This window comes from Orrella dioscoreae (genome assembly GCF_900089455.2).
Taxonomy (GTDB): domain Bacteria; phylum Pseudomonadota; class Gammaproteobacteria; order Burkholderiales; family Burkholderiaceae_B; genus Orrella; species Orrella dioscoreae.
On sequence record NZ_LT907988.1, the window covers coordinates 990957 to 1016675 of the forward strand.

Genomic DNA, 25719 nt, shown 5'->3' on the forward strand with positions numbered 1-25719 from the left:
CCAGGCGATAACCGTGCTACGGTTATCGCCTGTTTTTTATTCCCACCCCCAAGGATGTCTCCCCCCCGAAGCGCTGCGCGCTTCCCCCCCAGGGGGGCGGTGCTGGCGGACCGGCAGAGCCGGCTCCGCGGCACCCCGGATTGGACCGCCACATGCGGTACAGGGGCGAGGGGCGGGACATTCCAACCAGAGGAGACTGGATTCATGCATGTGCTGTTTGCTGCCGAAGGCTATGACACGGAACGTTGGGTAGGGGAGTTTGCGAAGGCCTTGCCGGGGATCCAGGTGACCGCCTGGCAGCCGGGCGATGCGCCGCGGGGCGCGGATGCGGCCATCGTGTGGCAGCCGCCGGCGGAATTCTTCAAGACCGAGCCGGGCCTGCGTGGGGTGTTCAACCTGGGAGCGGGCGTCGATGCCTTGCTGGCCTCGGGGACCTTGCCGGCGTCGGCCACGCTGGTGCGCCTGGAAGATGCGGGCATGTCGGTGCAGATGGCCGAGTACGCGCTCTACGCGATCCTGCGCGCGGCGCGCGATTTCGACGTCTATGACGCCGCGCAGCGCGATGGCCGCTGGCACAAGACGCCGCCCATCCGCCGCGCGCAGTGGCCGGTGGGTGTGTTGGGCCTGGGCGTGGTGGGGCGGCGCGTGGCGCAATCGCTGGCCGCGTTCGACTTTCCCGTCGCGGGTTGGTCGCGCAGCGGCGGCGAGGTGCCGGGCGTGGAGGTCCATGCCGGCATCGATGCCCTGCCCGGGTTCCTCGCGCGCACCCGCGTGCTGGTCAATGTCCTGCCGCTCACCGACGAAACGCGCGACATCCTGAACCGTGACACGCTGGGCCGCCTGCTGCCTGACAGCCATCTCATCAACGTGGGCCGTGGCCAGCACCTGGTCGAGGAAGACCTGCTGCACGTGCTGGAAAACGGCCCGCTGGCTGGCGCCACGCTGGATGTCTTCCGCACCGAACCCTTGCCCGAAGGGCATCCGTTCTGGGCCCACCCGAAGATCCACGTCACGCCGCACGTGGCGGCCCGCACGCTGCGCGCCGAGACCATCGCGCAGATCGCCGAGAAGATCCGGGTGTTCGCGGCGGGCGGCACGCCGTCGGGCGTCGTGGCCCGCGAGCGGGGTTACTGAGCGGGCGGCTGGGGCGCGTGCGGTCCCATGGCATAGACCTGCGGCAGGCGGCGCGCCAGGAAGTCCACCAGCGTGCGCACCGCGGGCAGCATGCCCCGGCGCGAAGGGTAGATGATGTGCACGATGCCGGTCGGGGCTGACCAGTTCGGCAATACCTGCACCAGCTTGCCCGCCCGCATGGGATCGGCCACGGCCACGTCGGGCAGCAGCACGATGCCGCCATCATGGATGGCGGCCTCCACCAGCACCGGGAAATCGTTGCACGCCATCTGCGGGGTCACCGTCACCGATACGCTTTCCTCGCGCGGGCCTTGCAGGGCCCAGCGCACCGGGCCGCGCGTGTCGCTGAAAGCCAGCGTACGCGCATCGGCGAGTTCGGCGGGGTGCTGCGGCGCGCCGTGGCGGCGCAGGAACTCGGGGCTGGCCACCAGGTACGACGCGCTCGATCCCAATTGGCGCGCCACCATCTCCGCGTCGGTATCCAGCTTTTCACGGACGCGCAGGGCCAGGTCCACCCCTTCACGGATGAGATCGATGCGGCGGTTCGAGGCAATGATCTGCACGGACACTTTCGGCCACGCACGCAGGAACTCGGGCATCAGCTTGGGCAGGGCTTCATGCGCAAGCGCGATGGGGGCGCTCATCACCACCGTTCCCGACGGTTCGGCGCGCAATTGCTCGATCGCCTCGTCGGCGGCCAGCGCCGACTCGGTGACGGCGCGGCAATACTGCAGATAACGCTCGCCTGCCGCCGTCAGGCTCAGCCGCCGCGTCGTGCGCTGCAGGAGGCGCATCTGCAGGCGCTCCTCGAGCAGGGCGATGCGGCGGGACAGGCGGGACTTCGGAATGTCCAGGCGGCGGGCCGCGGCGCTGAAGCCGCCGGCCTCCACGACCTGGGCAAAATAATAAAGATCGTTCAGGTCGTGCACGACGCTTCCTGTTCGGGGCGCGCGGACGAGTTCACCGCTCGGCGGGAGAGCTCGTGTCGCGCCAGTGCCGCAGCACGCGTTGGAAGAAGAGGCTGTTGGGCACCTGCAGCGTATGGCTGCCCGTGCCGGCATCGGCCTCCACCAGCGTGGTGTAGACCAGGTTGATGTCCAGCACGCGGCCGCGGATGCCGGGCTTGTCGCCGCTCTCGATGAGCTCGATCAGGTCGCCGGGCCGGAAGGCGCGCGTGGTGAAGATGAGCAGCGCGCAGAACAGGTTGGACAGCACGCTCCAGGCGGCGAAGAACGCCACCGCGCCCACCGCCGCGAAGCCGGTCAGGGCCGTCCACAGCACCGTGCCGGACACGCCCAGGCGCTCCAGCGCCCAGAGCATCGCGCCGCCGTACACCACGAAGGCCACCACGCGCGTGGTCAGCATCGCGAGGTCGTAGGGCAGGGTATAGGTCTTGGCCAGCCGCCTGATCAGCATGCGCGCCACGCGCATGGCCAGCCAGGCGGCCAGGACGATCAGCCCGACCTGCGCGAGCAGGGCCAGGACGTTGAACCAGCTTCCTGCCCAGGAGGGCAACTGGTTGTGCACTGAAATCAGGAATTGACGCATGGGAACATGCGCGGGCCGGGGGCCCGCGCCAGGAACATCAGGCCTTCAGGCGGGTGATCAGGCTGGAGGTGTCCCAGCGGCCGCCACCCTGCTTCTGCACGTCGGCATAGAACTGGTCCACCACGGCGGTGACGGGCACCCGCGCGCCGTTGCGGCGGGCTTCGTCCAGCACGAGGCTCAGGTCCTTGCGCATCCAGTCCACCGCGAAGCCGAAGTCGAACTTGCCGTCGACCATCGTCTTGCCGCGGTTCTCCATCTGCCAGCTCTGGGCGGCGCCCTTGCTGATGACGTCCAGCACCAGCTTCATGTCCAGGTCGGCCGACTGGCCGAAGGCGATGGCTTCCGACAGGCCTTGCACCAGGCCGGCAATGCAGATCTGGTTGACCATCTTGGCCAGCTGGCCGGCGCCGGGGCCGCCCACCAGCGTGACCGCGCGCGCGAATGCGCCTGCCACGTCGCGGATGCTGTCGAAGGCGCCTTGCTCGCCGCCGCACATCACGGTCAGCACGCCGTTCACCGCGCCGGCCTGGCCGCCCGAGACGGGGGCGTCCACGAAATGCAGGCCCAGGCCCTTGGCCACGTCATACAGCTCGCGCGCCACGTTGGCCGAGGCCGTCGTGTGATCGACGAAGATCGCGCCCTGCTTCATGCCGGCGAAGGCGCCGTCATCGCCCAGCACCACGCTGCGCAGGTCGTCGTCGTTGCCCACGCAGGCGAACACGATCTGTGCATCCTGCGCCGCTACGCGCGGGGTCTTGGCATGGCTGCCGCCGAACTCCGCTACCCACGCCTCGGCCTTGGCGGGCGTGCGGTTGTAGACGGTGACGGAATGGCCGGCCAGCGCAAGGTGGCCAGCCATGGGCAGGCCCATGACGCCCAGGCCCAGGAAAGCGACTTTCAGCGGGGGAGTGGATTCGTAGGACTTGCTAGCAACCGAGGCCATTTATCTTGTCTCCGTGAGGTGGGTGTCAGGCGTCAGGAGTCCCGAGTCTAGCGCAAAGCAACCCGCCCACGGCAGCCCGATGGGCTCAGAAGCCGGCGGCCAGTCCGTCGCGCCGGCTGTCGCTGGCCGCGACGTAGCCATCCACGGCCGGATTGCCCAGCCGCCAGATGAACTGCCCCGAGCCGAAGTCCATGTAGGCATCCGGCCGGGCCTCCAGCACATGGCCGCGCGCGCCCAGCGCCGAACGCAGTCCGGCGGACACGCCTGCCTCCACGTCCACCGACAGGCCCTCGTTCCATTTCCAGCGCGGCGCGTCGCACGCGGATTGCGGCTGCTGGCCGTAGTCCAGCATGCGCACCAGCGTCTGCACCTGGCCTTGCGGCTGCATGTTGCCGCCCATCACGCCGAAGCTCATGACGGGGGCGCCTTCGCGGGTCAGGAAACCGGGGATGATGGTGTGGAAAGGCCGCTTGCCGCCGCCCACCACATTGGGGTGGCCGGCCTTGTTGCTGAAGCCGAAGCCGCGGTTCTGCAGGCTCACGCCGGTGCCCGGCACGACCACGCCCGAGCCGAAGCCCATGTAGTTGGACTGGATGAGGCTCACCATCATGCCGTTGCGGTCCGCGGCGGTCAGGTAGATCGTCCCGCCCAGCGGCGCGCGCTGGCTCGTATAGACCTGCGCACGCCGGGTGTCGATGCGGCGTGCCAGGCTGGCCAGGTACTCGTCATTGAGCAGCGTCTCGGCGCTCAGGGTCATGTGGGCAGGGTCGGCCACGTGCGCGTAGACGTCGGCGAAGGCAAGCTTCATGGCCTCGATCATCAGGTGCTGCGTGTCCGCGTGATCGACGGCACGCACCGTCAGGTCGAAGTGCCGCAGCACGCCCAGCGCCATCAGCGCCGCGATGCCCTGGCCATTGGGCGGGATCTGGTGCAGCGTGTAGCCGCGATAGTCCATCGAAATGGGCGTCACCCATTCGGGGCGGAAGTCCCGCAGGTCGCGCAGCGTCAGGGCCGCGTCGTGGGCCTGGGCATGGGCGACCAGCTTGTGCGCGGTTTCGCCTTCATAGAAGTCCCGGCCCTCGGTGTGGGCGATGCGGCGCAAGGTGTCGGCCGCGCCCTTCAGCACGAACTGTTCGCCGATCGCAGGCACGCGTCCGCGCGGCAGGAAGTGCTCGGCGAAGCCCGGCTGGCCGCTCAGCAGGTCGGCCTGGGCGGCCCACTTGGCCTGCACGACCGGCGAGATGGCGAAGCCGCGTTCCGCGTAGTCGATGGCGGGCGCCAGGACCTGACCGAAAGGCAGGCTGCCCAGCTTCTCGTGCAGGGCCGCCCAGCCGGCCACGGCGCCAGGCACCGTGACGCTGTCCCAGCCCCGTTGCGGCACGGCGCCATTGTGCTTGCGCTGGAAGTATTCCGGACTCCAGGCGGCGGGCGAAGGCCCGGAGGCGTTCAGCCCGTGCAGCTTGGCGCCATCCCACACGATTGCAAAGCAGTCCGAGCCCAGCCCGTTGCTGACGGGTTCGGTCAGCGCGATGGTGGAGGCTGCCGCGATGGTAGCATCCACGGCATTGCCGCCCTGTGCCAGCACGCGCAGGCCCGCCTGCGCGGCCAATGGCTGCGAGGTGGCGACGACGTCGCGGGCGAAGACGGGCACGCGGGGGGAGGGGTAGGGATTGGTCCAGTCGAAGCGCATGGAAAGGGTGCCGCCGGATTCGGGGTAAACCCGTAGCTTAGCGTAGGCTTTTGTGTGCGTTGCAGCATGCGCCGATGTCCGCGTAAAGCCTGGGCCGGGCTGGGTCTCCGGGTAAAAAAAACGCCCCGGCATGCCGGGGCGCTCTGGGATTCTGCCGCCAGCCCCGCTGGGGCTGGCATGGGGCGGGAATCACTCTTCTTCGACGAAGGTCTCTTCGCGCTTCTTGCGGATGCTCGGCAGGGCGACCAGGATCACCAGCAGGGCAGCAGCAGCCAGCAGCGAGGCCGACAGCGGACGATCCAGGAAGGTCATGTACTCGCCGCGCGAGAGCAGCAGCGCCCGGCGGAAGTTCTCTTCCATCATGGGGCCCAGCACCAGGCCCAGCAGCAGCGGGGCGCCTTCGCACTTCAGCTTCGCCCAGATGTAGCCGACGATGCCGAAGATGGCGGTGGTGAAGATGTCGAACGAGTTGTAGTTCAGCGAATACACGCCGATCGTGCAGAAGACCAGGATGGCCGGGAAGAGGATGCGGTAAGGCACCTTCAGCAGCTTGATCCACAGGCCGATCAGCGGCAGGTTCAGCACCACCAGCATCAGGTTGCCGATCCACATCGAGGCGATCAGGCCCCAGAACAGTTCCGGGTGGCTGCTCATCACCTGCGGGCCGGGCTGGATGTTGTGGATGGTCATCGCCCCCACCATCAGCGCCATCACGGCATTGCCGGGAATACCCAGCGTCAGCAGCGGGATGAAGGAGGTCTGCGCAGCGGCGTTGTTGGCCGATTCGGGACCCGCCAGGCCGGCCGGGTGGCCCTTGCCGAAGCGTTTCGGCTCCTTGGCGATCTTCTTTTCCAGCGTGTAGGACGCGAAGGACGACAGCACGGCGCCGCCGCCGGGCAGGATGCCCAGCATCGAACCCAGGGCCGTACCGCGGATCACGGCGGGAGCGGCCTCCTTGAATTCCTGCTTGTTGGGATACAGCGTGCCGATCTTGTCGGTGATGTCGACGCGGTTTTCCTTCTGCTCCAGGTTGGTCATGATTTCGGCGAAGCCGAACACGCCCATGGCGACGATCGCGAAGTCGATGCCGTCCTGCAGCTCAGGAATGCCGAAGTCGTAGCGCGCGACGCCCGAGTTCACGTCCGTGCCCACCATGCCCAGCAGCAGGCCCAGCAGGATCATGCAGATTGCCTTGGGCAGCGAGCCCGAGGCCAGTACCACGGCGCCGACCAGGCCCAGGATCATCAGCGAGAAGTATTCGGCGGGGCCGAACTTGAACGCGACTTCAGCCAGGGGAGGCGCGAAGGCGGCCAGCAGCAGCGTGGCCACGCAACCGGCGAAGAACGAGCCCAGCGCGGCGATGGCCAGCGCGGCGCCCGCGCGGCCGTTGCGCGCCATCTGGTGACCGTCCAGCACTGTCACCACCGCGGATGTCTCTCCAGGCAGCGCCACCAGGATGGCCGTGGTCGAGCCACCATATTGCGCGCCGTAATAGATGCCGGCCAGCATGATCAGGCCGGCGATGGGGGGCAGCACATAGGTGATGGGCAGCAGCATCGCGATGGTCGGCACGGGGCCGATGCCAGGCAACACGCCGATCAGGGTACCCAAAATGCAGCCCAGCAGGGCGTAGGCCAGGTTCTCGGGCGTGAACGCCACCGAGAAACCCAGCATCAGGTTGTCAAAGAGTTCCATGTTTGTCGGCGCCTCAGTTCATGCCCAGGAAAGTCGGCCACAGCGGGAAGATGAGTCCCAGGCCCTTGATGAATGCCAGCCAGCAGAAGATCACCAGGAAGACGGCGTTGGCGAGTGCGACCTTCCAGCTGAACTCATGGCTGGCGGTGCTGCTGGCGACGACCAGGATGAACAGCGAGAGATAGAGTCCGAGAGGGCGGAGGAGGACGCCGAACAGGATGACCGAGCCCACGATGATGCCGAGGATCTTGAAGTCGAAGCGGCCGACGTCGGTCTGTTCAGCTTTGGGGCTCAGGGCGGTCAGACCGACCACGGCGCCCAGGATGGCCAGGCAGATGCCCAACCAGAAGGGGAAATAGCCGGGGCCCATGCGGGCGGCGGTTCCCATTTGATAGCTCGTTGCCTGGAAGGCAAAGCCCAGGCCCAACGCAACGAACATGACACCGGACCAGAAGTCCTGTTTGTTTCTTAGCTGCATGATGAAAAGCTCCTGTACCCCTGTTTGTCCAACTTATCGTCTGATGGATCAGCGCTACCGGCAATGACGGGAGACTGACGTACTTTTGAAAGGCGACATGGTAATGGACCGCTTTCGTTGCGGAAACCTGGAAGATGTACTAGTAATATGGGGTTTTCCCTAGAAACTGCCGGGAAATACCGACTTTTGGACTCAACCCTCAGTTTGCTTTCAAGAAATGAAAGCGGAATGAAAGTAAACAGGAAGATTCCTGAAAGAGAAGGGCGGCCGCCGCGCGACGCAATCGCTTACCTTCTCGGCTTGAAAGGTTTGTCATAGCCCCATGAAGGATGGTTTACGATAGCGCCCATGCTGGAAGACCTCGACCATCTCGCGGCCCGCATCGGGCAACTCGTGCAGCGCTCCCGCCACCTGCACGCGGAACGCGACGCCTTGCGGAACAAGCTTGCACACACCGAAGCCGAACGCGACGCCCTGCGCCGCAGCCAGGCCGATACGGAAGCGCGGGTACAGAGCCTGCAATCCGGTCTCAGCGACGCTGAGCGTGGCCGCGAGCAGCTGTTGTCCCAGGCGCAAGACGCCGAGACCGCCCTGCGCGCCGAGCTTGAACGCCAGCAGAACGAAATCCGCACACTCCAGGCGCGCCTGCAATCGCGCGACGCCGACGTCCTGCGCCTGCACGACGTCGCCGCCAGCGCCCAGGTGCGCATCGATGCCGTCCTGGCGCGTCTGCCGGGCAATGCGCCCCTCACCGACGCGGCTTTGCAGGAGACCAATTAATGGAACGCATAGACGTCTCTATCCTGGGCCGTGACTACTCGCTGGCCTGCGCGCCCGAGGAAAAGGCCGCCCTGCAGGCGGCCGTGCGCCACGTCGACCAGCTCATGCTGCGCATCAAGGGCTCGGGCAAGGTCTCCAGCAACGAACGCATCGCTGTCATGGCCGCCATCCAGATCGCTAGCGAGATGCTGGCCATGAAGGCGGCGCCCGATGGTCCGCTGGGCGGTTTGGCGGTTGGCGACTTCAAGCGTAAAATAGAAGCCATGAATCACCTGCTCGACGAAGCCATCTCCGGGCAGGAGCGCTTGGTCTGAAGACATGCCTGGGAAAGCCCCAGGCGTCCGAAGCCAGCTGAAACAGGATTCTCGGAATTTTCAGTTTGTCCCTGCGGTGTTCGAGACTAGGCCATATATTCTCTGAACCTATGCTTTACGGCATAAGGTTGCAATGGCTCTCCGGTGGGTGTGATCGTCTCTCTGTCAGACGAACTCAAAACCGGGCTAGCGCGACCACCTTGAACTCTAGGGTTCGAGATGCCGGCCTTGACGGCACATGCGGGGCATTTCCAGCAACGGGTCTGCGTGTTCCACGCAGGCCCGTTTTGTTTTTCGGTCCTGCCTGTTCGTTGTTCTTCGGGCCGTCCGAGGTTGGCGGCCTGTCTTCATCCAGTTGATCTGAAAGGGAACACCATGCAAACGCTACGCTCCATTCGCTCGCGCACCCTTCTGGCAAGCGCGATCCTCGCCCTGGCCGCGGCCGTGCCCGCCGCGCACGCCCAGGACCGTGGCGCCGATGAGCGCGGTCCGCGCGCCGAATCGCGCCAGCCCGAACTCACGCTGCAGGCCCAGGCTGTCTCAGAAGTGGTGCAGGACACAGTCACGCTGACGCTCGCCGTCGAAATCGAAGGCGCGGACCAGGCCAGCGTGGGCAAGAAACTGACCGCGGCGCTCAATGAGTCCATGGCCCAGGTCAAGGGCGACAAGGACGTGAAGGCGCGCAACGGCGCCTACCGCATCTGGGCCAACACCAACCGCGATGGCAAGGTCACCGGCTGGCATGGCCGCGTCGAGCTGCTGCTCGAGTCGAAGAACTTCGAGGCGGCGTCGACCCTGGCCAGCAAGATCTCCGCGCGCATGCCCATTGCCGGCATCGGCTTCTCCCTGTCTGAAGAGGCCCGCGCCCAGGAAGAAAAGCGTCTGCTGACCGAGGCGGCGAATGCGTTCCGCGAGCGGGCCCTGGCGGCCGCGACGGCCTTCGGCTTCAAGGGCTACCGGATCCGCAAGCTGGACCTGAGCGGCAGCGGTGCGCAATATGTCGTTGCCGCGCGCCCGCGCGCGGCCATGATGGCATCGGCTTCCCTGTCCAAGGAGGCCGATGTGTCGCTGGAAGCCGACACCGTGACGGTGACGGTCTCGGTCAACGGGACGGTTTTCCTGCAGTAAACAGGAACAGCGCGAGCCCGCCGATCATCATCGGCAGCGACAGCCACTGGCCCATGCTCAGGCCGCCGGCCAGCAGGCCGAGGAAGCTGTCGGGCTCGCGCGTGAACTCCACCATGAAGCGGAAGAAGCCGTAGCCCATCACGAACACGGCGCATACCTGGCCGGTGGGGCGCGGCTTGCGGGCGAACAGCCAGACGATCACGAACAGGGCCAGGCCTTCCAGCCCCATCTGGTAGAGCTGCGAGGGGTGGCGGGCGACGCCGTCGCCGGTCTGGGGAAACACCATTCCCCAGGGCAGGGTCGTTGGACGGCCCCACAGCTCGCCATTGATGAAGTTGCCCAGCCGCCCCGCGGCCAGGGCCAGCGGAATGAGCGGCGCCACGAAGTCGCCCACTTCCAGGGGGCGGTAGCCGCGCTTGCGGGCGAACAGCCACAGCATGGCGATCACGCCCAGCAGGCCGCCGTGGAAGGCCATGCCGCCTTCCCACAAATAGAAGATCTCCAGCGGGTGGCTCAGGTAGTAGCTGGGCTTGTAGAACAGCACATAGCCCAGGCGCCCGCCGGCGATCACGCCCACCACGCCATAGAAGATGATGTCCTCCAGGTCGCGCATCGTCATGCGGGTCATGCCCCGCTTGATGCGCCAGCGGCCCAGCACCCAGGCCAGCGCGAAGCCGGTCAGGTACATCAGGCCATACCAGTGGATGGCCAGCGGGCCGATCTGGATCGCGATGGGGTCGAATTGCGGATAGCGCAGCATGGCGGGTAGACACAAAAGAAAGATGGCCGATAATAACCGCTGCCCTTTTCGCCGTTACCGTGACCATCACCCCCGGGCTTGCCCGGCAGGATAAGTTAAGTAAAAAGGAAGAGACGCATGCCGCATAACGAACGTTCCCGCCATATCACCCATGGCGTCGCCCGGGCTCCCAACCGCGCCATGTACTACGCGCTGGGCTACACCGAGAAGGACTTCGACAACCCCATGATCGGCGTGGCCAACGGCCACTCGACGATCACGCCCTGTAATAGCGGCCTGCAGGTCCTGGCCGACCGCGCCATTGCCGCGGTCCGCGAGGCGGGCGGCAATCCCCAGGTCTTCGGCACGCCCACCATCTCCGACGGCATGTCCATGGGCACCGAGGGCATGAAATATTCCCTCGTGTCCCGCGAAGTCATTGCCGACTGCATCGAAACCGCGGTCCAGGGCCAGTGGATGGATGGCGTCCTGGTCATCGGCGGCTGCGACAAGAACATGCCGGGCGGCATGATCGCCATGGCCCGCACCAACGTGCCCAGCATCTATGTCTATGGCGGCACCATCAAGCCGGGCCGTCACAAGGGCAAGGACATGAACATCGTCTCGGTCTTCGAGGCCGTGGGCGAATTCACCATGGGCCGCATGGACGAGAAGGAGTTCAAGGAAATCGAGAAGTGCTCGATCCCGGGCTCGGGCTCCTGTGGCGGCATGTACACCGCCAACACCATGAGCTCCTCGTTCGAGGCCCTGGGGCTGAGCCTGCCGTACTCCAGCACCATGGCCAACGAGGATGCCGAGAAGGCGGATTCCGCTGCCGAGTCGGCGCGCGTGCTCGTCGAGGCCGTCAAGAAGAACATCCGTCCGCGCGATCTCATCACGCGCAAGTCCATCGAGAACGCCGTCTCGGTCATCATGGCCACGGGCGGCTCCACCAATGCGGTGCTGCACTTCCTTGCCATCGCGCATGCCGCCGAGGTCGAGTGGACCATCGACGACTTCGAGCGCATCCGCAAGCGCGTGCCCGTCATCTGCGACCTGAAGCCCTCGGGCCAATACGTTGCCGTGGACCTGCACCGTGCAGGCGGCATCCCCCAGGTCATGAAGCTGCTGCTCAACGCCGGCCTCCTGCATGGCGACTGCCTGACCATCACCGGCAAGACCCTGGCCGAAACCCTGGCCGATGTGCCGGACGTGCCGCGCGCCGACCAGGACGTCATCCGCCCCATCGACAAGGCGCTGTACAAGCAGGGCCACCTGGCGATCCTGAAAGGCAACCTGTCGCCGGAAGGCTGCGTGGCCAAGATCACCGGCCTCAAGAACCCGGTCATCACCGGTCCGGCGCGAGTGTTCGACTCCGAAGACCTGGCCATGGCCGCCATCATGGACCGCAAGATCCAGCACGGCGACGTCGTGGTCATCCGCTACGAAGGCCCCAAGGGCGGCCCGGGCATGCGCGAAATGCTGTCGCCCACCTCCGCCCTCATCGGCCAGGGGCTGGGTGAGACCGTCGGCCTCATCACCGATGGCCGCTTCTCCGGCGGCACCTGGGGCATGGTGGTCGGCCACGTGGCGCCGGAGGCCTACGTGGGCGGCCCGATCGGGCTGATCGAAGAAGGCGACTCCATTACCATCGACGCCAAGCAGTTGCTGCTGCAGCTCAATGTCGCCGATGACGTCCTGGCCGAGCGCCGGGCGCGATGGCAGCAGCCGCAACCTCGTTACACCCGCGGCGTGCTTGCCAAGTTTGGCAAGCTGGCCAGCACGGCCAGCCGCGGCGCAGTCACGGACAGTTTTGATGCAACCTAGAATCTGGATGGGCACGGTGCTGCTTGCAGCACCGATGTGGGTGGGGGCGCAGGCCCTCGATGGCACGGCACTGGCACAGAAGAATCGCTGCCTGGCCTGTCATCAGGTGGATGCCAAGCGGGTGGGGCCGTCGTTCCGGGCCGTCGCCGAGCGTTTTGCCGGCAAGGGCGAGGATGCCGCCACCCTCGATTACCTGGCGCAATCCATCCGCAAGGGGGGCCGCGCGCGCTGGGGAGCGGTGCCCATGCCTGCCCAGCCCCATGTCAGCGAGCAGGATGCGCTTGACCTCGCGCGCTGGATCCTGACCCTGCCGCCGCCGGGCTGATCCTGGCGGGCGGGGCGCCAGCCATTGATTTGGCCAACCCCGGCCCCACATGATTCAGTGCCGGAGCCCTTCAGGCAGACATATATATAGGAGCCGCCATGTCCGTGTCCTCTTCCTCCTCGCAGGTCGCCGTCTTCGGTGGTGGCTGCTTCTGGTGCGTCGAAGCCGTCTTCAAGCCCCTGAAAGGCGTCGTCTCGGTAACCTCGGGCTATAGCGGCGGGCATGTCGACCACCCGACCTATGAACAGGTCTGCGGCAAGGGCACTGGCCATATCGAGGTGGCGCGCATCGAATTCGACCCGTCGGTGGTCTCCTACGACACCCTGCTGGAAGTCTTCTTTGCCACGCACGACCCCACCACGCAGGATCGCCAGGGCAATGATGTCGGTCCCCAGTACCGCTCGGCCATCTTCTGGCAGGACGACGCCCAGCGCGAGTCGGCCCAGGAGGCCATCGACCGCCTGACCCGCGAAGACGTCTTCGGCGCGCCCCTCGTCACCGAGCTGCGGGCGCCTGCCCCCTTCTGGCCCGCCGAGCCTGAGCACGACGACTATTACGCGCGCCATCCCCAGCAGGGCTACTGCCAGTTCGTCATTGCGCCCAAGGTGGCCAAGCTGCGCAAACAGTTCCAGGACAAGTTGGCCTAGGCGGATCCGTCACCGTCATTCGTAGAGGGGGCCTGAGGGGCCCCTTCTTTTTTGGTGAGGGGCTTCTTCTGTATTAGGGGTGCCTATATAGATAGAGATGGTCTATCCATAGAGGGGGAGGGCTGCCAGGAATAGGGGGAAATCCACGAATTTCCTCTTTTTTGGTGTTTGACTTGCAAAGTGCAAAAAAAGGGTGCTATAGTTCGCCCCCTCGCAACACGACACGCAAGTTGTTCTGCAACAAAAGTGTGGTTGTTGGGGGTGAGGTGGGTGGGGTGCTTAAGCGAAAACGCGGTGCGCCACACAAACTAAAAAAGTTGTGTTATAGTTTCGGGCTCGGCAACACGAACTGATTAAGGGTTAACCCTGATGAGTTCGGCGAGTCGGGAAGCGAGAAGAAGCGAGGCGGCGTAAGCCAAATCGATTTTTCGGGAAGTCAGTGGTTGGCGTTGTTAGGCTTAAGTCAAAACGCAAACGACTTGACAAACGAAAAAAACTGCTTCATAATCTCGTTTCTCTGCTGCTGAAACAGCAGGCGACGCGAAAGCAGCGCTACTGAGTCAGAAGCGAAGTTGATAGCAGTAACGACCGCAAGGTCACCGTTCTTTAACAACTAAACAGCCGATAAGTGTGGGCGCTTGGAATGAGTGCGCGTGCCAACGATTCAGCTTGCTGGATTGGTGGCTAGCCAACTAAATCAAGTGCTCACTTAATGAAGTAAGGTTTTTTAAACCTCACTTCCTTTGAGTAGCAGCGACGTATGACCGGCCTTCTTCGGAGGGTTGTTAATACGGAAATTACAGAGATTGAACTGAAGAGTTTGATCCTGGCTCAGATTGAACGCTAGCGGGATGCTTTACACATGCAAGTCGAACGGCAGCACGGACTTCGGTCTGGTGGCGAGTGGCGAACGGGTGAGTAATGTATCGGAACGTGCCCAGTAGCGGGGGATAACTACGCGAAAGCGTAGCTAATACCGCATACGCCCTACGGGGGAAAGGGGGGGATCGCAAGACCTCTCACTATTGGAGCGGCCGATATCGGATTAGCTAGTTGGTGGGGTAAAGGCCTACCAAGGCAACGATCCGTAGCTGGTTTGAGAGGACGACCAGCCACACTGGGACTGAGACACGGCCCAGACTCCTACGGGAGGCAGCAGTGGGGAATTTTGGACAATGGGGGAAACCCTGATCCAGCCATCCCGCGTGTGCGATGAAGGCCTTCGGGTTGTAAAGCACTTTTGGCAGGAAAGAAATTGCGCATATTAATACCATGCGTAGATGACGGTACCTGCAGAATAAGCACCGGCTAACTACGTGCCAGCAGCCGCGGTAATACGTAGGGTGCAAGCGTTAATCGGAATTACTGGGCGTAAAGCGTGCGCAGGCGGTTCGGAAAGAAAGATGTGAAATCCCAGGGCTTAACCTTGGAACTGCATTTTTAACTACCGGGCTAGAGTGTGTCAGAGGGGGGTGGAATTCCGCGTGTAGCAGTGAAATGCGTAGATATGCGGAGGAACACCGATGGCGAAGGCAGCCCCCTGGGATAACACTGACGCTCATGCACGAAAGCGTGGGGAGCAAACAGGATTAGATACCCTGGTAGTCCACGCCCTAAACGATGTCAACTAGCTGTTGGGGCCTTCGGGCCTTAGTAGCGCAGCTAACGCGTGAAGTTGACCGCCTGGGGAGTACGGTCGCAAGATTAAAACTCAAAGGAATTGACGGGGACCCGCACAAGCGGTGGATGATGTGGATTAATTCGATGCAACGCGAAAAACCTTACCTACCCTTGACATGTCTGGAATCCTGAAGAGATTTAGGAGTGCTCGCAAGAGAACCGGAACACAGGTGCTGCATGGCTGTCGTCAGCTCGTGTCGTGAGATGTTGGGTTAAGTCCCGCAACGAGCGCAACCCTTGTCATTAGTTGCTACGAAAGGGCACTCTAATGAGACTGCCGGTGACAAACCGGAGGAAGGTGGGGATGACGTCAAGTCCTCATGGCCCTTATGGGTAGGGCTTCACACGTCATACAATGGTCGGGACAGAGGGTCGCCAACCCGCGAGGGGGAGCCAATCCCAGAAACCCGATCGTAGTCCGGATTGTAGTCTGCAACTCGACTGCATGAAGTCGGAATCGCTAGTAATCGCGGATCAGCATGTCGCGGTGAATACGTTCCCGGGTCTTGTACACACCGCCCGTCACACCATGGGAGTGGGTTCTACCAGAAGTAGTTAGCCTAACCGTAAGGGGGGCGATTACCACGGTAGGGTTCATGACTGGGGTGAAGTCGTAACAAGGTAGCCGTATCGGAAGGTGCGGCTGGATCACCTCCTTTAAGAGCGAAGTGCACGAAGCGAAAGCGTCCACGCTTATCGGTTGTTGTTTGATTGGTTAGTTTGTTGACCGGGGTTAGAGAGATCTTTCTCTGGCGATGGGCTGGGTTGCTGGTCCTAACGGTTTGGGTCTGTAGCTCAGTCGGTTAGAGCACCGTCTTGATAAGGCGGGGGTCGTTGGTTCGAATCCAACCAGACCCACCATCGAGTGTTTCTGGTCCTGGGTTCAGGATTGGGATGCTCCGGGGGATTAGCTCAGCTGGGAGAGCACCTGCTTTGCAAGCAGGGGGTCGTCGGTTCGATCCCGTCATCCTCCACCACTACAAATTAATCAATTGGCACGACATTGGATGTGAGTCCAACTGTCAGCGTTTACTGAATGCTGACAGTTGGGTTTATCCCAACGGCTGTTTTGTTCTTTAACAATCTGGAAGAAGCACAACGAAGTGTGTTTGATTGGTAGATGCTTAGGCATCGACGATTAGACACGGGTTGTGATTGCATTAATAGTTCAAGTTCTCAAGGATTTGGCGCAAGCCGAATCTTGCTTTGAAACTTATGAACGGCACAAACGCTACAAAGTATCAGCGTCTTATAGCCGACATGGTTATAGGATCAAGCGACTAAGTGCATATGGTGGATGCCTTGGCGATCACAGGCGATGAAGGACGTGGTAGCCTGCGAAAAGCTACGGGGAGCTGGCAAACAAGCTTTGATCCGTAGATGTCCGAATGGGGAAACCCACTCCGCAAGGAGTATCCCTGACTGAATACATAGGTCAGTGGAAGCGAACCGGGTGAACTGAAACATCTCAGTAGCTCGAGGAAAAGAAATCAACCGAGATTCCGAAAGTAGTGGCGAGCGAAATCGGAAGAGCCTGTACGTTTTAGCCTTCGTGATAGTGGAACGGATTGGAAACTCCGGCCATAGCAGGTGATAGCCCTGTACACGAAATTACGAAGGTGGAACTAAGCGTACGAGAAGTAGGGCGGGACACGTGAAATCCTGTTTGAAGATGGGGGGACCATCCTCCAAGGCTAAATACTCGTGATCGACCGATAGTGAACCAGTACCGTGAGGGAAAGGCGAAAAGAACCCCGGAAGGGGAGTGAAATAGATCCTGAAACCGTATGCATACAAACAGTAGGAGCCTCCTTGTGGGGTGACTGCGTACCTTTTGTATAATGGGTCAGCGACTTACATTCAGTGGCGAGCTTAACCGAATAGGGAAGGCGTAGCGAAAGCGAGTCCGAATAGGGCGTTCAGTCGCTGGGTGTAGACCCGAAACCAGATGATCTATCCATGGCCAGGTTGAAGGCACGGTAACACGTGCTGGAGGACCGAACCCACTAATGTTGAAAAATTAGGGGATGAGCTGTGGATAGGGGTGAAAGGCTAAACAAATCTGGAAATAGCTGGTTCTCTCCGAAAACTATTTAGGTAGTGCCTCAAGTATTACTGCAGGGGGTAGAGCACTGTTATAGCTAGGGGGTCATGGCGACTTACCAAACTATGGCAAACTCCGAATACCTGCAAGTACAGCTTGGGAGACAGAGCACCGGGTGCTAACGTCCGGACTCAAGAGGGAAACAACCCAGACCGCCAGCTAAGGTCCCAAATCATTGCTAAGTGGGAAACGAAGTGGGAAGGCATAGACAGTCAGGAGGTTGGCTTAGAAGCAGCCATCCTTTAAAGAAAGCGTAATAGCTCACTGATCGAGTCGTCCTGCGCGGAAGATGTAACGGGGCTAAGCAATGAACCGAAGCTGCGGGTGTGTACTATGTACACGCGGTAGGAGAGCGTTCTGTAAGCCTGCGAAGGTGGCTTGTAAAGGCTGCTGGAGGTATCAGAAGTGCGAATGCTGACATGAGTAGCGATAAAGGGGGTGAAAAGCCCCCTCGCCGTAAGTCCAAGGTTTCCTGCGCAACGTTCATCGGCGCAGGGTGAGTCGGCCCCTAAGGCGAGGCAGAGATGCGTAGCTGATGGGAAGCTGGTTAATATTCCAGCACCGTCGTACAGTGCGATGGGGGGACGGATTGCGGAAGATCATCAGGGTGTTGGATGTCCCTGTTGCTGCATCGAAGAAGGCGCTTAGGCAAATCCGGGCGCGTAATTCAAGGGTGTGGCGCGAGCGAACATTGTTCGCGAAGTGATTGGAAGTGGTTCCAAGAAAAGCCTCTAAGCTTCAGCTGTACGAGACCGTACCGCAAACCGACACAGGTGGACGGGATGAATATTCCAAGGCGCTTGAGAGAACTCGGGAGAAGGAACTCGGCAAATTGATACCGTAACTTCGGGAGAAGGTATGCCCCGGTAGTGTGAAGAGCCTGCGCTCGGAGCATGATGGGGCCGCAGAGAATCGGTGGCTGCGACTGTTTATTAAAAACACAGCACTCTGCAAAGACGAAAGTCGACGTATAGGGTGTGACGCCTGCCCGGTGCCGGAAGGTTAAGTGATGGGGTGCAAGCTCTTGATCGAAGCCCCGGTAAACGGCGGCCGTAACTATAACGGTCCTAAGGTAGCGAAATTCCTTGTCGGGTAAGTTCCGACCTGCACGAATGGCGTAACGATGGCCACACTGTCTCCTCCCGAGACTCAGCGAAGTTGAAGTGTTTGTGATGATGCAATCTACCCGCGGCTAGACGGAAAGACCCCATGAACCTTTACTGTAGCTTTGCATTGGACTGTGAACCGGTCTGTGTAGGATAGGTGGGAGGCGCTGAAGCGTGGTCGCTAGATCACGTGGAGCCGTCCTTGAAATACCACCCTGGTTTGTTTGCGGTTCTAACCTAGGCCCGTTATCCGGGTCGGGGACAGTGCATGGTGGGCAGTTTGACTGGGGCGGTCTCCTCCCAAAGTGTAACGGAGGAGTTCGAAGGTACGCTAGGTACGGTCGGAAATCGTGCTGATAGTGCAATGGCATAAGCGTGCTTGACTGTGAGACTGACAAGTCGAACAGGTGCGAAAGCAGGACATAGTGATCCGGTGGTTCTGAATGGAAGGGCCATCGCTCAACGGATAAAAGGTACTCTGGGGATAACAGGCTGATACCGCCCAAGAGTTCATATCGACGGCGGTGTTTGGCACCTCGATGTCGGCTCATCTCATCCTGGGGCTGTAGCCGGTCCCAAGGGTATGGCTGTTCGCCATTTAAAGAGGTACGTGAGCTGGGTTTAAAACGTCGTGAGACAGTTTGGTCCCTATCTGCCGTGGGCGTTGGATACTTGACGGAGCCTGCTCCTAGTACGAGAGGACCGGAGTGGACGTACCTCTGGTGTACCGGTTGTCATGCCAATGGCATTGCCGGGTAGCTAAGTACGGAAGAGATAACCGCTGAAGGCATCTAAGCGGGAAACTCGTCTGAAGATTAGGTATCCCTGGGAACTTGATTCCCCTGAAGGGTCGTTCGAGACCAGGACGTTGATAGGTCGGGTGTGGAAGCGCAGTAATGCGTTAAGCTAACCGATACTAATTGCCCGTGCGGCTTGATCCTATAACCCTGGCGGTTAAACGCTGATAGTTATAGCGACAGTGTCGTTCAAAACTCAAAACTTGCTGCACCGTCTGCAGCAAGCCAACAATCCCAATTCGTTGTCTCAGGCCCAGCCTGAAACACACTTCAATACGCTTCTTCCCAGATTGGATGTGACGCCCTGAACCGCGACACATCAAACAGTTACGCCTGACGACCATAGCAAGGTGGTACCACTCCTTCCCATCCCGAACAGGACAGTGAAACGCCTTCGCGCCGATGATAGTGGACGGACGTCTGTGAAAGTAGGTCATTGTCAGGCTCTTATCCCCAAAACCCCATCCGGTCAACCGGATGGGGTTTTGCTTTTGGGCGACCAGATCTCGGGCCAATGCGGCGGCCCCGCGCTTGCCAGATTACGTTGCAATCTTCTGCCCAAGCCTCGCCATGTCTGTGCGCCGCGGTGGCGCGGTGCGGTAAGATGATGGTTGATCTGAGGCTTCACGGAGTTCTGCTGAGATGACTGATACGCTGCAACCCCCCGAGCAACCTGGTGGCGGCCTGTCGCTGCGCACCCTGACCCATGTGGCCTATGGCCTTTTTGCATTGGGGTTCGTGACTGCCGGTTTTCTCGGTGTCGCAACGCTGGCGGCGGTGGTGCTGCTGTATCTGAAGCGGCAGGACACGGCGGGCACCTACTATTCCGCGCACTTCGACTGGCTGTTGGCCACCTTTTGGTGGGGCCTCTTGTGGCTGGCCATCAGCGGCCTGCTGACCATGATCTTCATCGGCTGGGCCGGCGTCCTGGCAACGGTCATCTGGGTGCTTTACCGCCTGCTCAAGGGCTGGCTCTCCCTGATGGACGGCCGCGCGCCTGCTGCCTACGAATAAGCAAGAACACCGCGTCACAGGGTGGTTTTCCTGGCTTGACCCCTTCGGCCGCACTTCGCAAGAAGTGTGGCCGTTGTCTTTTGAGGCGGGCGAATGACTGATGTGCGTGCCAGCGCTCGCGGCCGCAGATACGACTCGAGACAATTTCGATGAAAACGCGGGAAAGTTTGAGCTGGCGCCAGTGTGGGAGCCAATGAAAAACAGCGATGAAGGCCGGCCTTCGTGGTGATGCGCGGGACGCCGTTCCAAATGGAACACCGGGAAAACGGCTGCGATCGCAGGCCGTTACCCTGTCCGGCATTGCTTGGTGGGAGACACCAGGCGAGAAGCGCGTGGACGCTGCGCGAGCGTCCGCGCGGATTACTTCAAGTGCGCGTTGACCAGCTTGGTCAGCTCGAACATCGAGACCTGGTCCTTGCCGAACAGCGGGCGCAGCTTGGCATCGGCGTTGATGTTGCGGCGGTTGCTCGCGTCTTGCAGGTTGTGCTTCTTGATGTAATCCCAGATCTTCTTGGTGACCTCGGTGCGCGGCACGGCTTCCGGGCCGATAACCGCTGCCAGCGTTTCGCTGGGGGTCAGGGGCTTCATGAAGGCGGCGTTGGGCTTGCGCGCGGAAGTGGAGGGTGTGGCCATACGGCTCTCCTTCTCGGCTGGTTGAAAAAAGTCCTGCGGGCGCAGCATAACGTGTCTGCCTGGGAAAGACAAAGGCATTTATCCTCGGTAACGCTCTACAATGGAAACCTCATATTTCCAGGCACTTGGGGGTGTCCCGCCCTATGCTTCCACGCTCTCCGCTGGAGTCGATCCGGCTGTTCCATGACGAGTTGACCGCGTTGCGGCGTGATCTCCATGCCCATCCGGAATTGGGCTTTGAAGAGGTCCGTACATCGGGCATCGTGGCCGGCGCGCTGGAGGCCCTGGGCATCGAGGTCCACCGCGGCATCGGCAAGACGGGCGTGGTGGGCGTCATCCGAGGCCAGCGTTGCGACAGCGGCAAGATGATCGGCCTGCGCGCCGACATGGATGCGTTGGCGCTGACCGAGAACAACGACTTCGCCCATCGCTCCAGCAAGTCCGGCCTGATGCACGCCTGTGGGCATGATGGCCACACGGCCATCCTGCTGGGCGCTGCGCGCTATCTTTCCATGACGCGCCGTTTCGACGGCACGGTCGCGCTGATCTTCCAGCCGGCGGAAGAGGGGCGCGGTGGTGCAAGGGCCATGCTGGACGACGGCCTGTTCGATACCTTCCCCTGCGATGCGATCTATGCCTTGCACAACTGGCCGGGCTTGCCGGCGGGCACCATCGGCATCAATCCGGGTCCGATGATGGCGGCGGCCGATCGATTCGAGATCACCATTACCGGTGTCGGCGGCCACGGCGCGCATCCTTACCAGACTGTCGACCCTGTCCTGGTGGCGGGCCATCTGATCACCGCGCTGCAGTCCATCGTGTCGCGCAACCTGAATCCCCTGGATTCGGCGGTTCTGTCGGTGGGGTCCATCCAGGCCGGGCACCCGGAGGCGATGAGCGTTATCCCGCGCGAGGCGCGCATGGTGGGCACGGTGCGTACGTTCCGCCGCTCGGTGCAGGAAATGGTGGAGGCCCGCATGCGGACCCTGGCGCAGTCGGTGGCCGCGGCGTTCGGCGCCACGGCGGACGTGCAGTACCAGCGTGTGTATCCCGCCACCTTGAATACCGCGCCGGAAGCGAATTTCGTTGCCGATCTTGCCACCGAGATGATCGGCAAGGACAAGGTCGTGCGGGATCTCACGCCGTCGATGGGATCCGAGGACTTTTCCTTCATGCTGCAGGTTCGCCCCGGTGCGTACTTCCGGCTCGGGCAAGGTGGCGCCGATGCGGGCTGCCTGCTGCACAACCCGCGCTACGATTTCAACGACGCCGTGATCCCGCTGGGCAGCGCGATGTTTGCCGGCGTGGCCGAACGCAGCATGCCGCTGTAATCCCCTTGCGTCCGTGGATGCGATGGCCTGGCCGTCGCGTCACGACTCCTGTTTCCTGTTCTGACTGATTGCCTACGATGACTTCCACCTCCCTGACCCTCACGCGTCCCGACGACTGGCACCTGCACCTGCGTGATGGCGCCGCCCTGGATGCGGTGATTGGCGACACCGCCCGGCAGTTTGCCCGCGCGATCGTGATGCCCAATCTGCGTCCCCCCGTGACGACGACGGCCCAGGCGTTGGCGTATCGCGAGCGGATCGAGGCGTCGATGGCGCGCGTGGGCATCGACGCCCAGGCGTTCACGCCCTTGATGACGCTGTACCTGACCGACAACACGAGCGCGGAAGAAATCACCCGTGCGCGTGAGGCGGGCATCGCGGGGGTGAAGCTGTATCCCGCGGGTGCGACCACGAATTCGGATGCCGGCGTGACCGATCTGCTGGGCCGTTGCGCGGGCGCGCTGGCGGAGATGGAACGGGTTGGCATGCCGTTGCTGACGCACGGCGAGGTGACCGACTCGGCCATTGACGTGTTCGACCGCGAAGCCGTGTTCATCGACCGGGTGATGAGGCCCTTGCGCCGCGCGTTCCCGGCGCTGAAGGTCGTGTTCGAGCACATCACCACGCGCGAGGGCGCGCAATATGTGCGCGATGCGGAAGGCCCCGTGGCCGCGACCATCACGCCGCAGCACTTGCTGTATAACCGTGGCGCCCTGTTTACCGGCGGCATGCGTCCGCACTGGTATTGCCTGCCGGTGCTCAAGCGCGAGACCCATCGCGTGGCCCTGCTGGAGGCCGCGACCAGCGGCAGCCCGCGCTTCTTCCTGGGGACCGACAGCGCGCCACACGCCAGGCACCTGAAGGAGCATGCCTGTGGCTGCGCCGGCTGCTATACCGCGCTGCATGCGATGGAGCTGTATGCGACGGCCTTCGACAAGGCGGGCAAGCTGGACAAGCTGGAAGGGTTTGCCAGCCATCACGGCCCGGACTTCTATGGCCTGCCCCGCAACACCGCCACGCTCACGCTGCTGCGCGAGCCTTTCCAGATTCCCGAGACGGTGCCTTACGGCGACAGCGAACTGGTGCCGCTGGCCGCCGGCGAGACCCTGGACTGGCGCGTCAAGGCCGACGCTTAGGCCTGGTTGCGGGCTTCCAGCGCTTCCCAGCGATCAAACAGCGTGGCCAGCTGGGTTTCCAGTTCGGCCGTGCGTGCGGTGATGCGGGCCACTTCATCGGGCGCGTCGCGATACAGGGTGCCATCGGCCAGGCGGGCAGCCAACTCTGCCTGCTCGGCTTCGTTGTCCGCGATGGCCTTGGGCAGTCCGTCCAGTTCCTTCTGCTCCCAGCTCGACAGGCGCTTGACGGTCTTGGTGGCTGCCGCTGCCGCTGGCGCAGGCGCCGGGGCAGCGTCGGGTTTCGATTGCGCCTTGTCCTCGATGACCGACTTGGCGAACCTGTCGGCCTCGGTCGAGGTGGGGCGCTGCGCCAGCCATTCGTGGTAGCCGCCGACATAGTCGCGCCAGCGCCCGTTGCCTTCATAGGCGATGGTCTGGGTGACGACGTTGTCGAGGAAGGCGCGATCATGGCTGACCAGGAGCACCGTGCCGGTGTAGTCCTGCAGCAACTCTTCCAGCAGTTCCAGCGTTTCGATGTCCAGGTCGTTGGTCGGTTCGTCCAGCACCAGCACGTTGGTGGGACGGGCGAAGAGGCGCGCCAGCAGCAGACGCGCCCGTTCGCCGCCGGACAGGCTGCTGACCGGGGAGCCTGCGCGGGCAGGGGCGAAGAGGAAGTCGCCCAGGTAGCTCATGACGTGCTTGCGCTGGCCGCCGATCTCGATCCATTCGCTGCCGGGGTTGATGACCTCGGCCAGCGTGGCGTTTTCGTCGAGCTGGCTGCGCATCTGGTCGAAGTAGGCCACCGAGGTGTTGGTGCCCAGCTTCACGCTGCCGCTGTCTGGTGACAGTTCGCCCAGGATGAGCTTGAGCAGGGTGGTCTTGCCCGCGCCGTTGGGGCCCAGCAGGCCGATGCGGTCGCCACGCAGGATGGTGGTGGAGTAATCGCGCACGACCTGGCGGTCACCGAAAGCCTTGCTGATTTCCTGGACTTCGGCCACGAGCTTGCCCGAGCGCGTGCCCTCGGCGACGGCCAGGTTGACGTTGCCGACGCGTTCGCGGCGCTCGCTGCGGTCGCGGCGCAGCTGTTCCAGGCGCCGCACGCGGCCTTCGTTACGGGTGCGGCGGGCCTCGACGCCCTTGCGGATCCAGACTTCTTCCTGGGCCAGCAGCTTGTCGAAGCGGGCGTTCTCCAGCTTTTCGGCTTCCAGCCACTGGGCCTTGCGGACCTGCCATTGGCTGAAGTTGCCCGGGAAGCTGAGCAGCTTGCCGCGATCCAGTTCCACGATGCGCGTGGCGAGCGCGTCCAGGAAGCGGCGGTCGTGGGTGATGAAGACCGTGGCGAAGCGCGCGTCGCGCAGCATGGCCTCCAGCCAGGCGATGCCGTCGAAATCCAGGTGGTTGGTGGGCTCGTCGAGCAGCAGCAGGTCGGGTTCGTCGGCCAGCGCCCGCACCAGCGCCACGCGCTTGCGGGTGCCGCCGGACAGCCCGGCGGCGGGGGCATCGGCCGACAGGCCGAGCTTCTCTATCAGCGAGCGCACGCGGGCGGGACGCTGCCAGTCTTCGGATTCGTAGTCGATTTCGCCGAAGACGGCGTCATAGATGGTGCCCTGCTCGTCGATCTCGGGCTCCTGCTCCACCGTCACGACTTTCAGGCCGCCGGCGCGCGCGATGGCGCCATCATCCGGCTGGGCGCGGCCGTCCAGCAGGCGCAGCAGGGAAGACTTGCCGGCCCCGTTGCGGCCGATCAGGCCGATGCGTTCGCCTTCCTGCACGCCGAGCTCGGCATGGTCGAGCAAGGGGTGGTGGCCAAAGGCCAGCTGGAGATCGGTGAGGGTGATGAGAGTGGCGGCCATGCGTATCGGGTCTGGAAAAAAGGAGGGGCGCCGCGAGGCGGCGGCGCCACGACCGCTATTGTCGCAGGTCACGCGCTGCTCGGCCCAGGCTACAATGCCCGCGCAGGGCAGGCTGGGCAATCGCGGTGCCATGTGCATCGAGGAAGGTCCGGACTCCACAGGGCAGGATAACGGCTAACGGCCGTCCACCTGCCGCCTCGGCGGCGGGTGAGGAACAGGACCACAGAGACGAGACTGCGGCGAGGGCGCGCCTGGCGCGCACCGGCACGGCCACTCCGTGCTGCGTCATGCTCGGCATGGCGGCGTTGCAGGGTGAAACGCGGCAACCTCTATCCGGAGCAACACCAAATAGGCATGCGTACGGCTTCGGCCGGGAAGGGCGGCTCGCCCTAGCATGCGGGTAGGTGGCTAGAGCGCGCCAGCAATGGCGCGTCCAGAGGAATGATTGCCAGCCCGGGCAACCGGGCTTACAGAATCCGGCCTATAGGCCTGTCCTGCATCTCCCCAAAATGATTTCTTCGCTGGCCGATCGGGGCCGGCAGGCCCGTGCGCGCCTGGCTGGCGGCCTTTTTCCACATGTCCTTGGTTTGGCGCGTGTCCTGCGCGGGCGTGGGCGCGCCTGAACGCTGCCTGAACGCGTGATTTGACCCCTAAAGCTGCTTTTTGGGGTCACTTTGCGGCCGCTTGTTGATGAAGGGCATTTAGATAGTTCTGTAGGGAATTGATTTCTAAGGAAAAATTCTTTCCAGCAGATATTACAAATTGTCCTAAGTCCTTGTTGTGATTGAAAAAATCCTACTTTTATCTTGACCGGGCTTGTGCCATCCCTTAGAGTGGG

At 62.7% G+C, this 25719-nt stretch carries 19 protein-coding genes, 2 tRNA genes, 3 rRNA genes and 2 other RNA genes; 17 read left to right on the forward strand and 9 right to left on the reverse strand.

The features are described 5' to 3' along the window. Positions 1 to 204: 204 nt before the first annotated feature. A complete protein-coding gene (locus ODI_RS04505; protein ID WP_067752764.1) occupies positions 205 to 1134 on the forward strand; it encodes a 2-hydroxyacid dehydrogenase in 930 nt (309 codons plus the stop codon). Here the strand turns inward: ODI_RS04505 and ODI_RS04510 are convergent. From ODI_RS04510 to ODI_RS04535, 6 genes are all read right to left on the reverse strand, one after another. Further along, entirely contained in the window at positions 1128 to 2063 is a 936-nt protein-coding gene (locus tag ODI_RS04510; RefSeq protein ID WP_067752767.1) for a LysR substrate-binding domain-containing protein, read from the reverse strand. The genes ODI_RS04505 and ODI_RS04510 overlap by 7 nt on opposite strands. Positions 2064 to 2094: 31 nt before the next feature. Further along, on the reverse strand, positions 2095 to 2682 hold the full coding sequence (locus tag ODI_RS04515; RefSeq protein WP_173719632.1) for a mechanosensitive ion channel family protein: 588 nt from the start codon (positions 2680 to 2682) through the stop codon (positions 2095 to 2097). A 37-nt stretch (positions 2683 to 2719) separates the two neighbouring features. After that, complete coding sequence (locus ODI_RS04520) at positions 2720 to 3625, reverse strand: NAD(P)-dependent oxidoreductase (RefSeq protein ID WP_067752770.1); 906 nt, start codon at positions 3623 to 3625, stop codon at positions 2720 to 2722. An 85-nt stretch (positions 3626 to 3710) separates the two neighbouring features. Next, positions 3711 to 5315, reverse strand: a complete 1605-nt coding sequence (locus ODI_RS04525) for a gamma-glutamyltransferase family protein (protein ID WP_067752773.1) — start codon at positions 5313 to 5315, stop codon at positions 3711 to 3713. Between the two features lie 189 nt (positions 5316 to 5504). Next, positions 5505 to 7010 (reverse strand): tripartite tricarboxylate transporter permease, encoded by a 1506-nt coding sequence (locus ODI_RS04530; protein ID WP_067752776.1) that lies wholly within the window; start codon positions 7008 to 7010, stop codon positions 5505 to 5507. 13 nt (positions 7011 to 7023) lie between these two features. Further along, positions 7024 to 7488, reverse strand: a complete 465-nt coding sequence (locus ODI_RS04535; RefSeq protein ID WP_067752777.1) for a tripartite tricarboxylate transporter TctB family protein — start codon at positions 7486 to 7488, stop codon at positions 7024 to 7026. Between the two features lie 348 nt (positions 7489 to 7836). On the opposite strand from ODI_RS04535, the gene ODI_RS04540 reads away from it, so the two are divergent. The 4 genes from ODI_RS04540 to ODI_RS04555 all read left to right on the forward strand — a co-directional run bounded on the left by ODI_RS04540 (position 7837) and on the right by ODI_RS04555 (position 9710). Beyond that, positions 7837 to 8268 (forward strand): hypothetical protein, encoded by a 432-nt coding sequence (locus tag ODI_RS04540; protein ID WP_067752780.1) that lies wholly within the window; start codon positions 7837 to 7839, stop codon positions 8266 to 8268. Beyond that, positions 8268 to 8582, forward strand: coding sequence for a cell division protein ZapA (locus tag ODI_RS04545; RefSeq protein WP_067752783.1), 315 nt, complete (start codon positions 8268 to 8270; stop codon positions 8580 to 8582). The genes ODI_RS04540 and ODI_RS04545 overlap by 1 nt, the downstream gene beginning before the upstream one ends. A 65-nt stretch (positions 8583 to 8647) precedes the next feature. Continuing rightward, positions 8648 to 8833: non-coding RNA, 6S RNA (ssrS, locus tag ODI_RS04550), on the forward strand. Positions 8834 to 8957: 124 nt separating this feature from the next. After that, complete coding sequence (locus ODI_RS04555) at positions 8958 to 9710, forward strand: SIMPL domain-containing protein (protein WP_067752786.1); 753 nt, start codon at positions 8958 to 8960, stop codon at positions 9708 to 9710. Here the strand turns inward: ODI_RS04555 and lgt are convergent. Next, the gene (gene lgt, locus ODI_RS04560) at positions 9685 to 10470 is read right to left on the reverse strand and encodes a prolipoprotein diacylglyceryl transferase (RefSeq protein WP_067752789.1); all 786 of its coding nucleotides are present in this window, start codon (positions 10468 to 10470) and stop codon (positions 9685 to 9687) included. The genes ODI_RS04555 and lgt overlap by 26 nt on opposite strands. 117 nt (positions 10471 to 10587) lie before the next feature. On the opposite strand from lgt, the gene ilvD reads away from it, so the two are divergent. The 9 genes from ilvD to ODI_RS04605 all read left to right on the forward strand — a co-directional run bounded on the left by ilvD (position 10588) and on the right by ODI_RS04605 (position 19949). Further along, on the forward strand, positions 10588 to 12276 hold the full coding sequence (gene ilvD, locus ODI_RS04565) for a dihydroxy-acid dehydratase (protein ID WP_067752792.1): 1689 nt from the start codon (positions 10588 to 10590) through the stop codon (positions 12274 to 12276). Continuing rightward, positions 12266 to 12601 carry a c-type cytochrome gene (locus ODI_RS04570; RefSeq protein ID WP_082985275.1) on the forward strand — a complete coding sequence of 112 codons (336 nt, stop codon included), beginning with the start codon at positions 12266 to 12268 and terminating at the stop codon, positions 12599 to 12601. Before ilvD ends, ODI_RS04570 begins: the two co-directional genes overlap by 11 nt. Positions 12602 to 12699: 98 nt before the next feature. Next, positions 12700 to 13248, forward strand: a complete 549-nt coding sequence (gene msrA / locus ODI_RS04575) for a peptide-methionine (S)-S-oxide reductase MsrA (protein WP_067752795.1) — start codon at positions 12700 to 12702, stop codon at positions 13246 to 13248. Between the two features lie 808 nt (positions 13249 to 14056). Beyond that, positions 14057 to 15587, forward strand: a 16S ribosomal RNA gene (locus tag ODI_RS04580). Between the two features lie 125 nt (positions 15588 to 15712). After that, positions 15713 to 15789: transfer RNA gene (locus ODI_RS04585), tRNA-Ile, on the forward strand. Positions 15790 to 15829: 40 nt separating this feature from the next. Beyond that, positions 15830 to 15905, forward strand: a tRNA-Ala gene (locus ODI_RS04590). A gap of 293 nt (positions 15906 to 16198) precedes the next feature. Then, positions 16199 to 19079: ribosomal RNA gene (locus tag ODI_RS04595) — 23S ribosomal RNA — on the forward strand. 188 nt (positions 19080 to 19267) lie between these two features. Continuing rightward, a 5S ribosomal RNA gene (rrf, locus tag ODI_RS04600) occupies positions 19268 to 19380 on the forward strand. Together the 16S, 23S and 5S rRNA genes with 2 tRNA genes alongside form the textbook arrangement of a ribosomal RNA operon. A 197-nt stretch (positions 19381 to 19577) precedes the next feature. Continuing rightward, positions 19578 to 19949: a DUF4870 family protein gene (locus ODI_RS04605; protein WP_067748944.1), complete on the forward strand. Its 372-nt coding sequence runs from the start codon at positions 19578 to 19580 to the stop codon at positions 19947 to 19949. Between the two features lie 360 nt (positions 19950 to 20309). Here ODI_RS04605 and ODI_RS04610 read toward each other — a convergent pair whose 3' ends face one another. Then, positions 20310 to 20582: an SWIB/MDM2 domain-containing protein gene (locus tag ODI_RS04610; protein WP_067748946.1), complete on the reverse strand. Its 273-nt coding sequence runs from the start codon at positions 20580 to 20582 to the stop codon at positions 20310 to 20312. Positions 20583 to 20725: 143 nt separating this feature from the next. Here ODI_RS04610 and ODI_RS04615 point away from each other — a divergent pair, with 143 nt between their 5' ends. Together ODI_RS04615 and pyrC are read left to right on the forward strand one after the other, a co-directional pair. After that, positions 20726 to 21913 (forward strand): M20 aminoacylase family protein, encoded by a 1188-nt coding sequence (locus ODI_RS04615; RefSeq protein ID WP_067748949.1) that lies wholly within the window; start codon positions 20726 to 20728, stop codon positions 21911 to 21913. A gap of 77 nt (positions 21914 to 21990) precedes the next feature. Beyond that, positions 21991 to 23049: a dihydroorotase gene (gene pyrC, locus ODI_RS04620; RefSeq protein WP_067748952.1), complete on the forward strand. Its 1059-nt coding sequence runs from the start codon at positions 21991 to 21993 to the stop codon at positions 23047 to 23049. Here pyrC and ODI_RS04625 read toward each other — a convergent pair. Next, a complete protein-coding gene (locus tag ODI_RS04625; RefSeq protein ID WP_067748955.1) occupies positions 23046 to 24881 on the reverse strand; it encodes an ATP-binding cassette domain-containing protein in 1836 nt (611 codons plus the stop codon). The two genes, pyrC and ODI_RS04625, sit on opposite strands and share 4 nt — an antisense overlap. Positions 24882 to 24985: 104 nt before the next feature. On the opposite strand from ODI_RS04625, the gene rnpB reads away from it, so the two are divergent. Beyond that, an RNA gene (gene rnpB / locus ODI_RS04630) (RNase P RNA component class A) lies at positions 24986 to 25381 on the forward strand. The last annotated feature ends 338 nt before the right edge of the window (positions 25382 to 25719 follow it).

What these genes read in the sequence shown, in the direction of transcription:
- ODI_RS04505 (WP_067752764.1), top strand. Translation starts at nt 205, where the DNA reads ATGCATGTGCTGTTTGCTGCCGAAGGCTATGACACGGAACGTTGGGTA.
- ODI_RS04515 (WP_173719632.1), bottom strand. Translation starts at nt 2,682, where the DNA reads ATGCGTCAATTCCTGATTTCAGTGCACAACCAGTTGCCCTCCTGGGCA.
- ODI_RS04520 (WP_067752770.1), bottom strand. Translation starts at nt 3,625, where the DNA reads ATGGCCTCGGTTGCTAGCAAGTCCTACGAATCCACTCCCCCGCTGAAA.
- ODI_RS04525 (WP_067752773.1), bottom strand. Translation starts at nt 5,315, where the DNA reads ATGCGCTTCGACTGGACCAATCCCTACCCCTCCCCCCGCGTGCCCGTC.
- ODI_RS04530 (WP_067752776.1), bottom strand. Translation starts at nt 7,010, where the DNA reads ATGGAACTCTTTGACAACCTGATGCTGGGTTTCTCGGTGGCGTTCACG.
- ODI_RS04535 (WP_067752777.1), bottom strand. Translation starts at nt 7,488, where the DNA reads ATGCAGCTAAGAAACAAACAGGACTTCTGGTCCGGTGTCATGTTCGTT.
- ODI_RS04540 (WP_067752780.1), top strand. Translation starts at nt 7,837, where the DNA reads ATGCTGGAAGACCTCGACCATCTCGCGGCCCGCATCGGGCAACTCGTG.
- ODI_RS04545 (WP_067752783.1), top strand. Translation starts at nt 8,268, where the DNA reads ATGGAACGCATAGACGTCTCTATCCTGGGCCGTGACTACTCGCTGGCC.
- ODI_RS04555 (WP_067752786.1), top strand. Translation starts at nt 8,958, where the DNA reads ATGCAAACGCTACGCTCCATTCGCTCGCGCACCCTTCTGGCAAGCGCG.
- lgt (WP_067752789.1), bottom strand. Translation starts at nt 10,470, where the DNA reads ATGCTGCGCTATCCGCAATTCGACCCCATCGCGATCCAGATCGGCCCG.
- ilvD (WP_067752792.1), top strand. Translation starts at nt 10,588, where the DNA reads ATGCCGCATAACGAACGTTCCCGCCATATCACCCATGGCGTCGCCCGG.
- ODI_RS04570 (WP_082985275.1), top strand. Translation starts at nt 12,266, where the DNA reads ATGCAACCTAGAATCTGGATGGGCACGGTGCTGCTTGCAGCACCGATG.
- msrA (WP_067752795.1), top strand. Translation starts at nt 12,700, where the DNA reads ATGTCCGTGTCCTCTTCCTCCTCGCAGGTCGCCGTCTTCGGTGGTGGC.
- ODI_RS04605 (WP_067748944.1), top strand. Translation starts at nt 19,578, where the DNA reads ATGACTGATACGCTGCAACCCCCCGAGCAACCTGGTGGCGGCCTGTCG.
- ODI_RS04610 (WP_067748946.1), bottom strand. Translation starts at nt 20,582, where the DNA reads ATGGCCACACCCTCCACTTCCGCGCGCAAGCCCAACGCCGCCTTCATG.
- ODI_RS04615 (WP_067748949.1), top strand. Translation starts at nt 20,726, where the DNA reads ATGCTTCCACGCTCTCCGCTGGAGTCGATCCGGCTGTTCCATGACGAG.
- pyrC (WP_067748952.1), top strand. Translation starts at nt 21,991, where the DNA reads ATGACTTCCACCTCCCTGACCCTCACGCGTCCCGACGACTGGCACCTG.
- ODI_RS04625 (WP_067748955.1), bottom strand. Translation starts at nt 24,881, where the DNA reads ATGGCCGCCACTCTCATCACCCTCACCGATCTCCAGCTGGCCTTTGGC.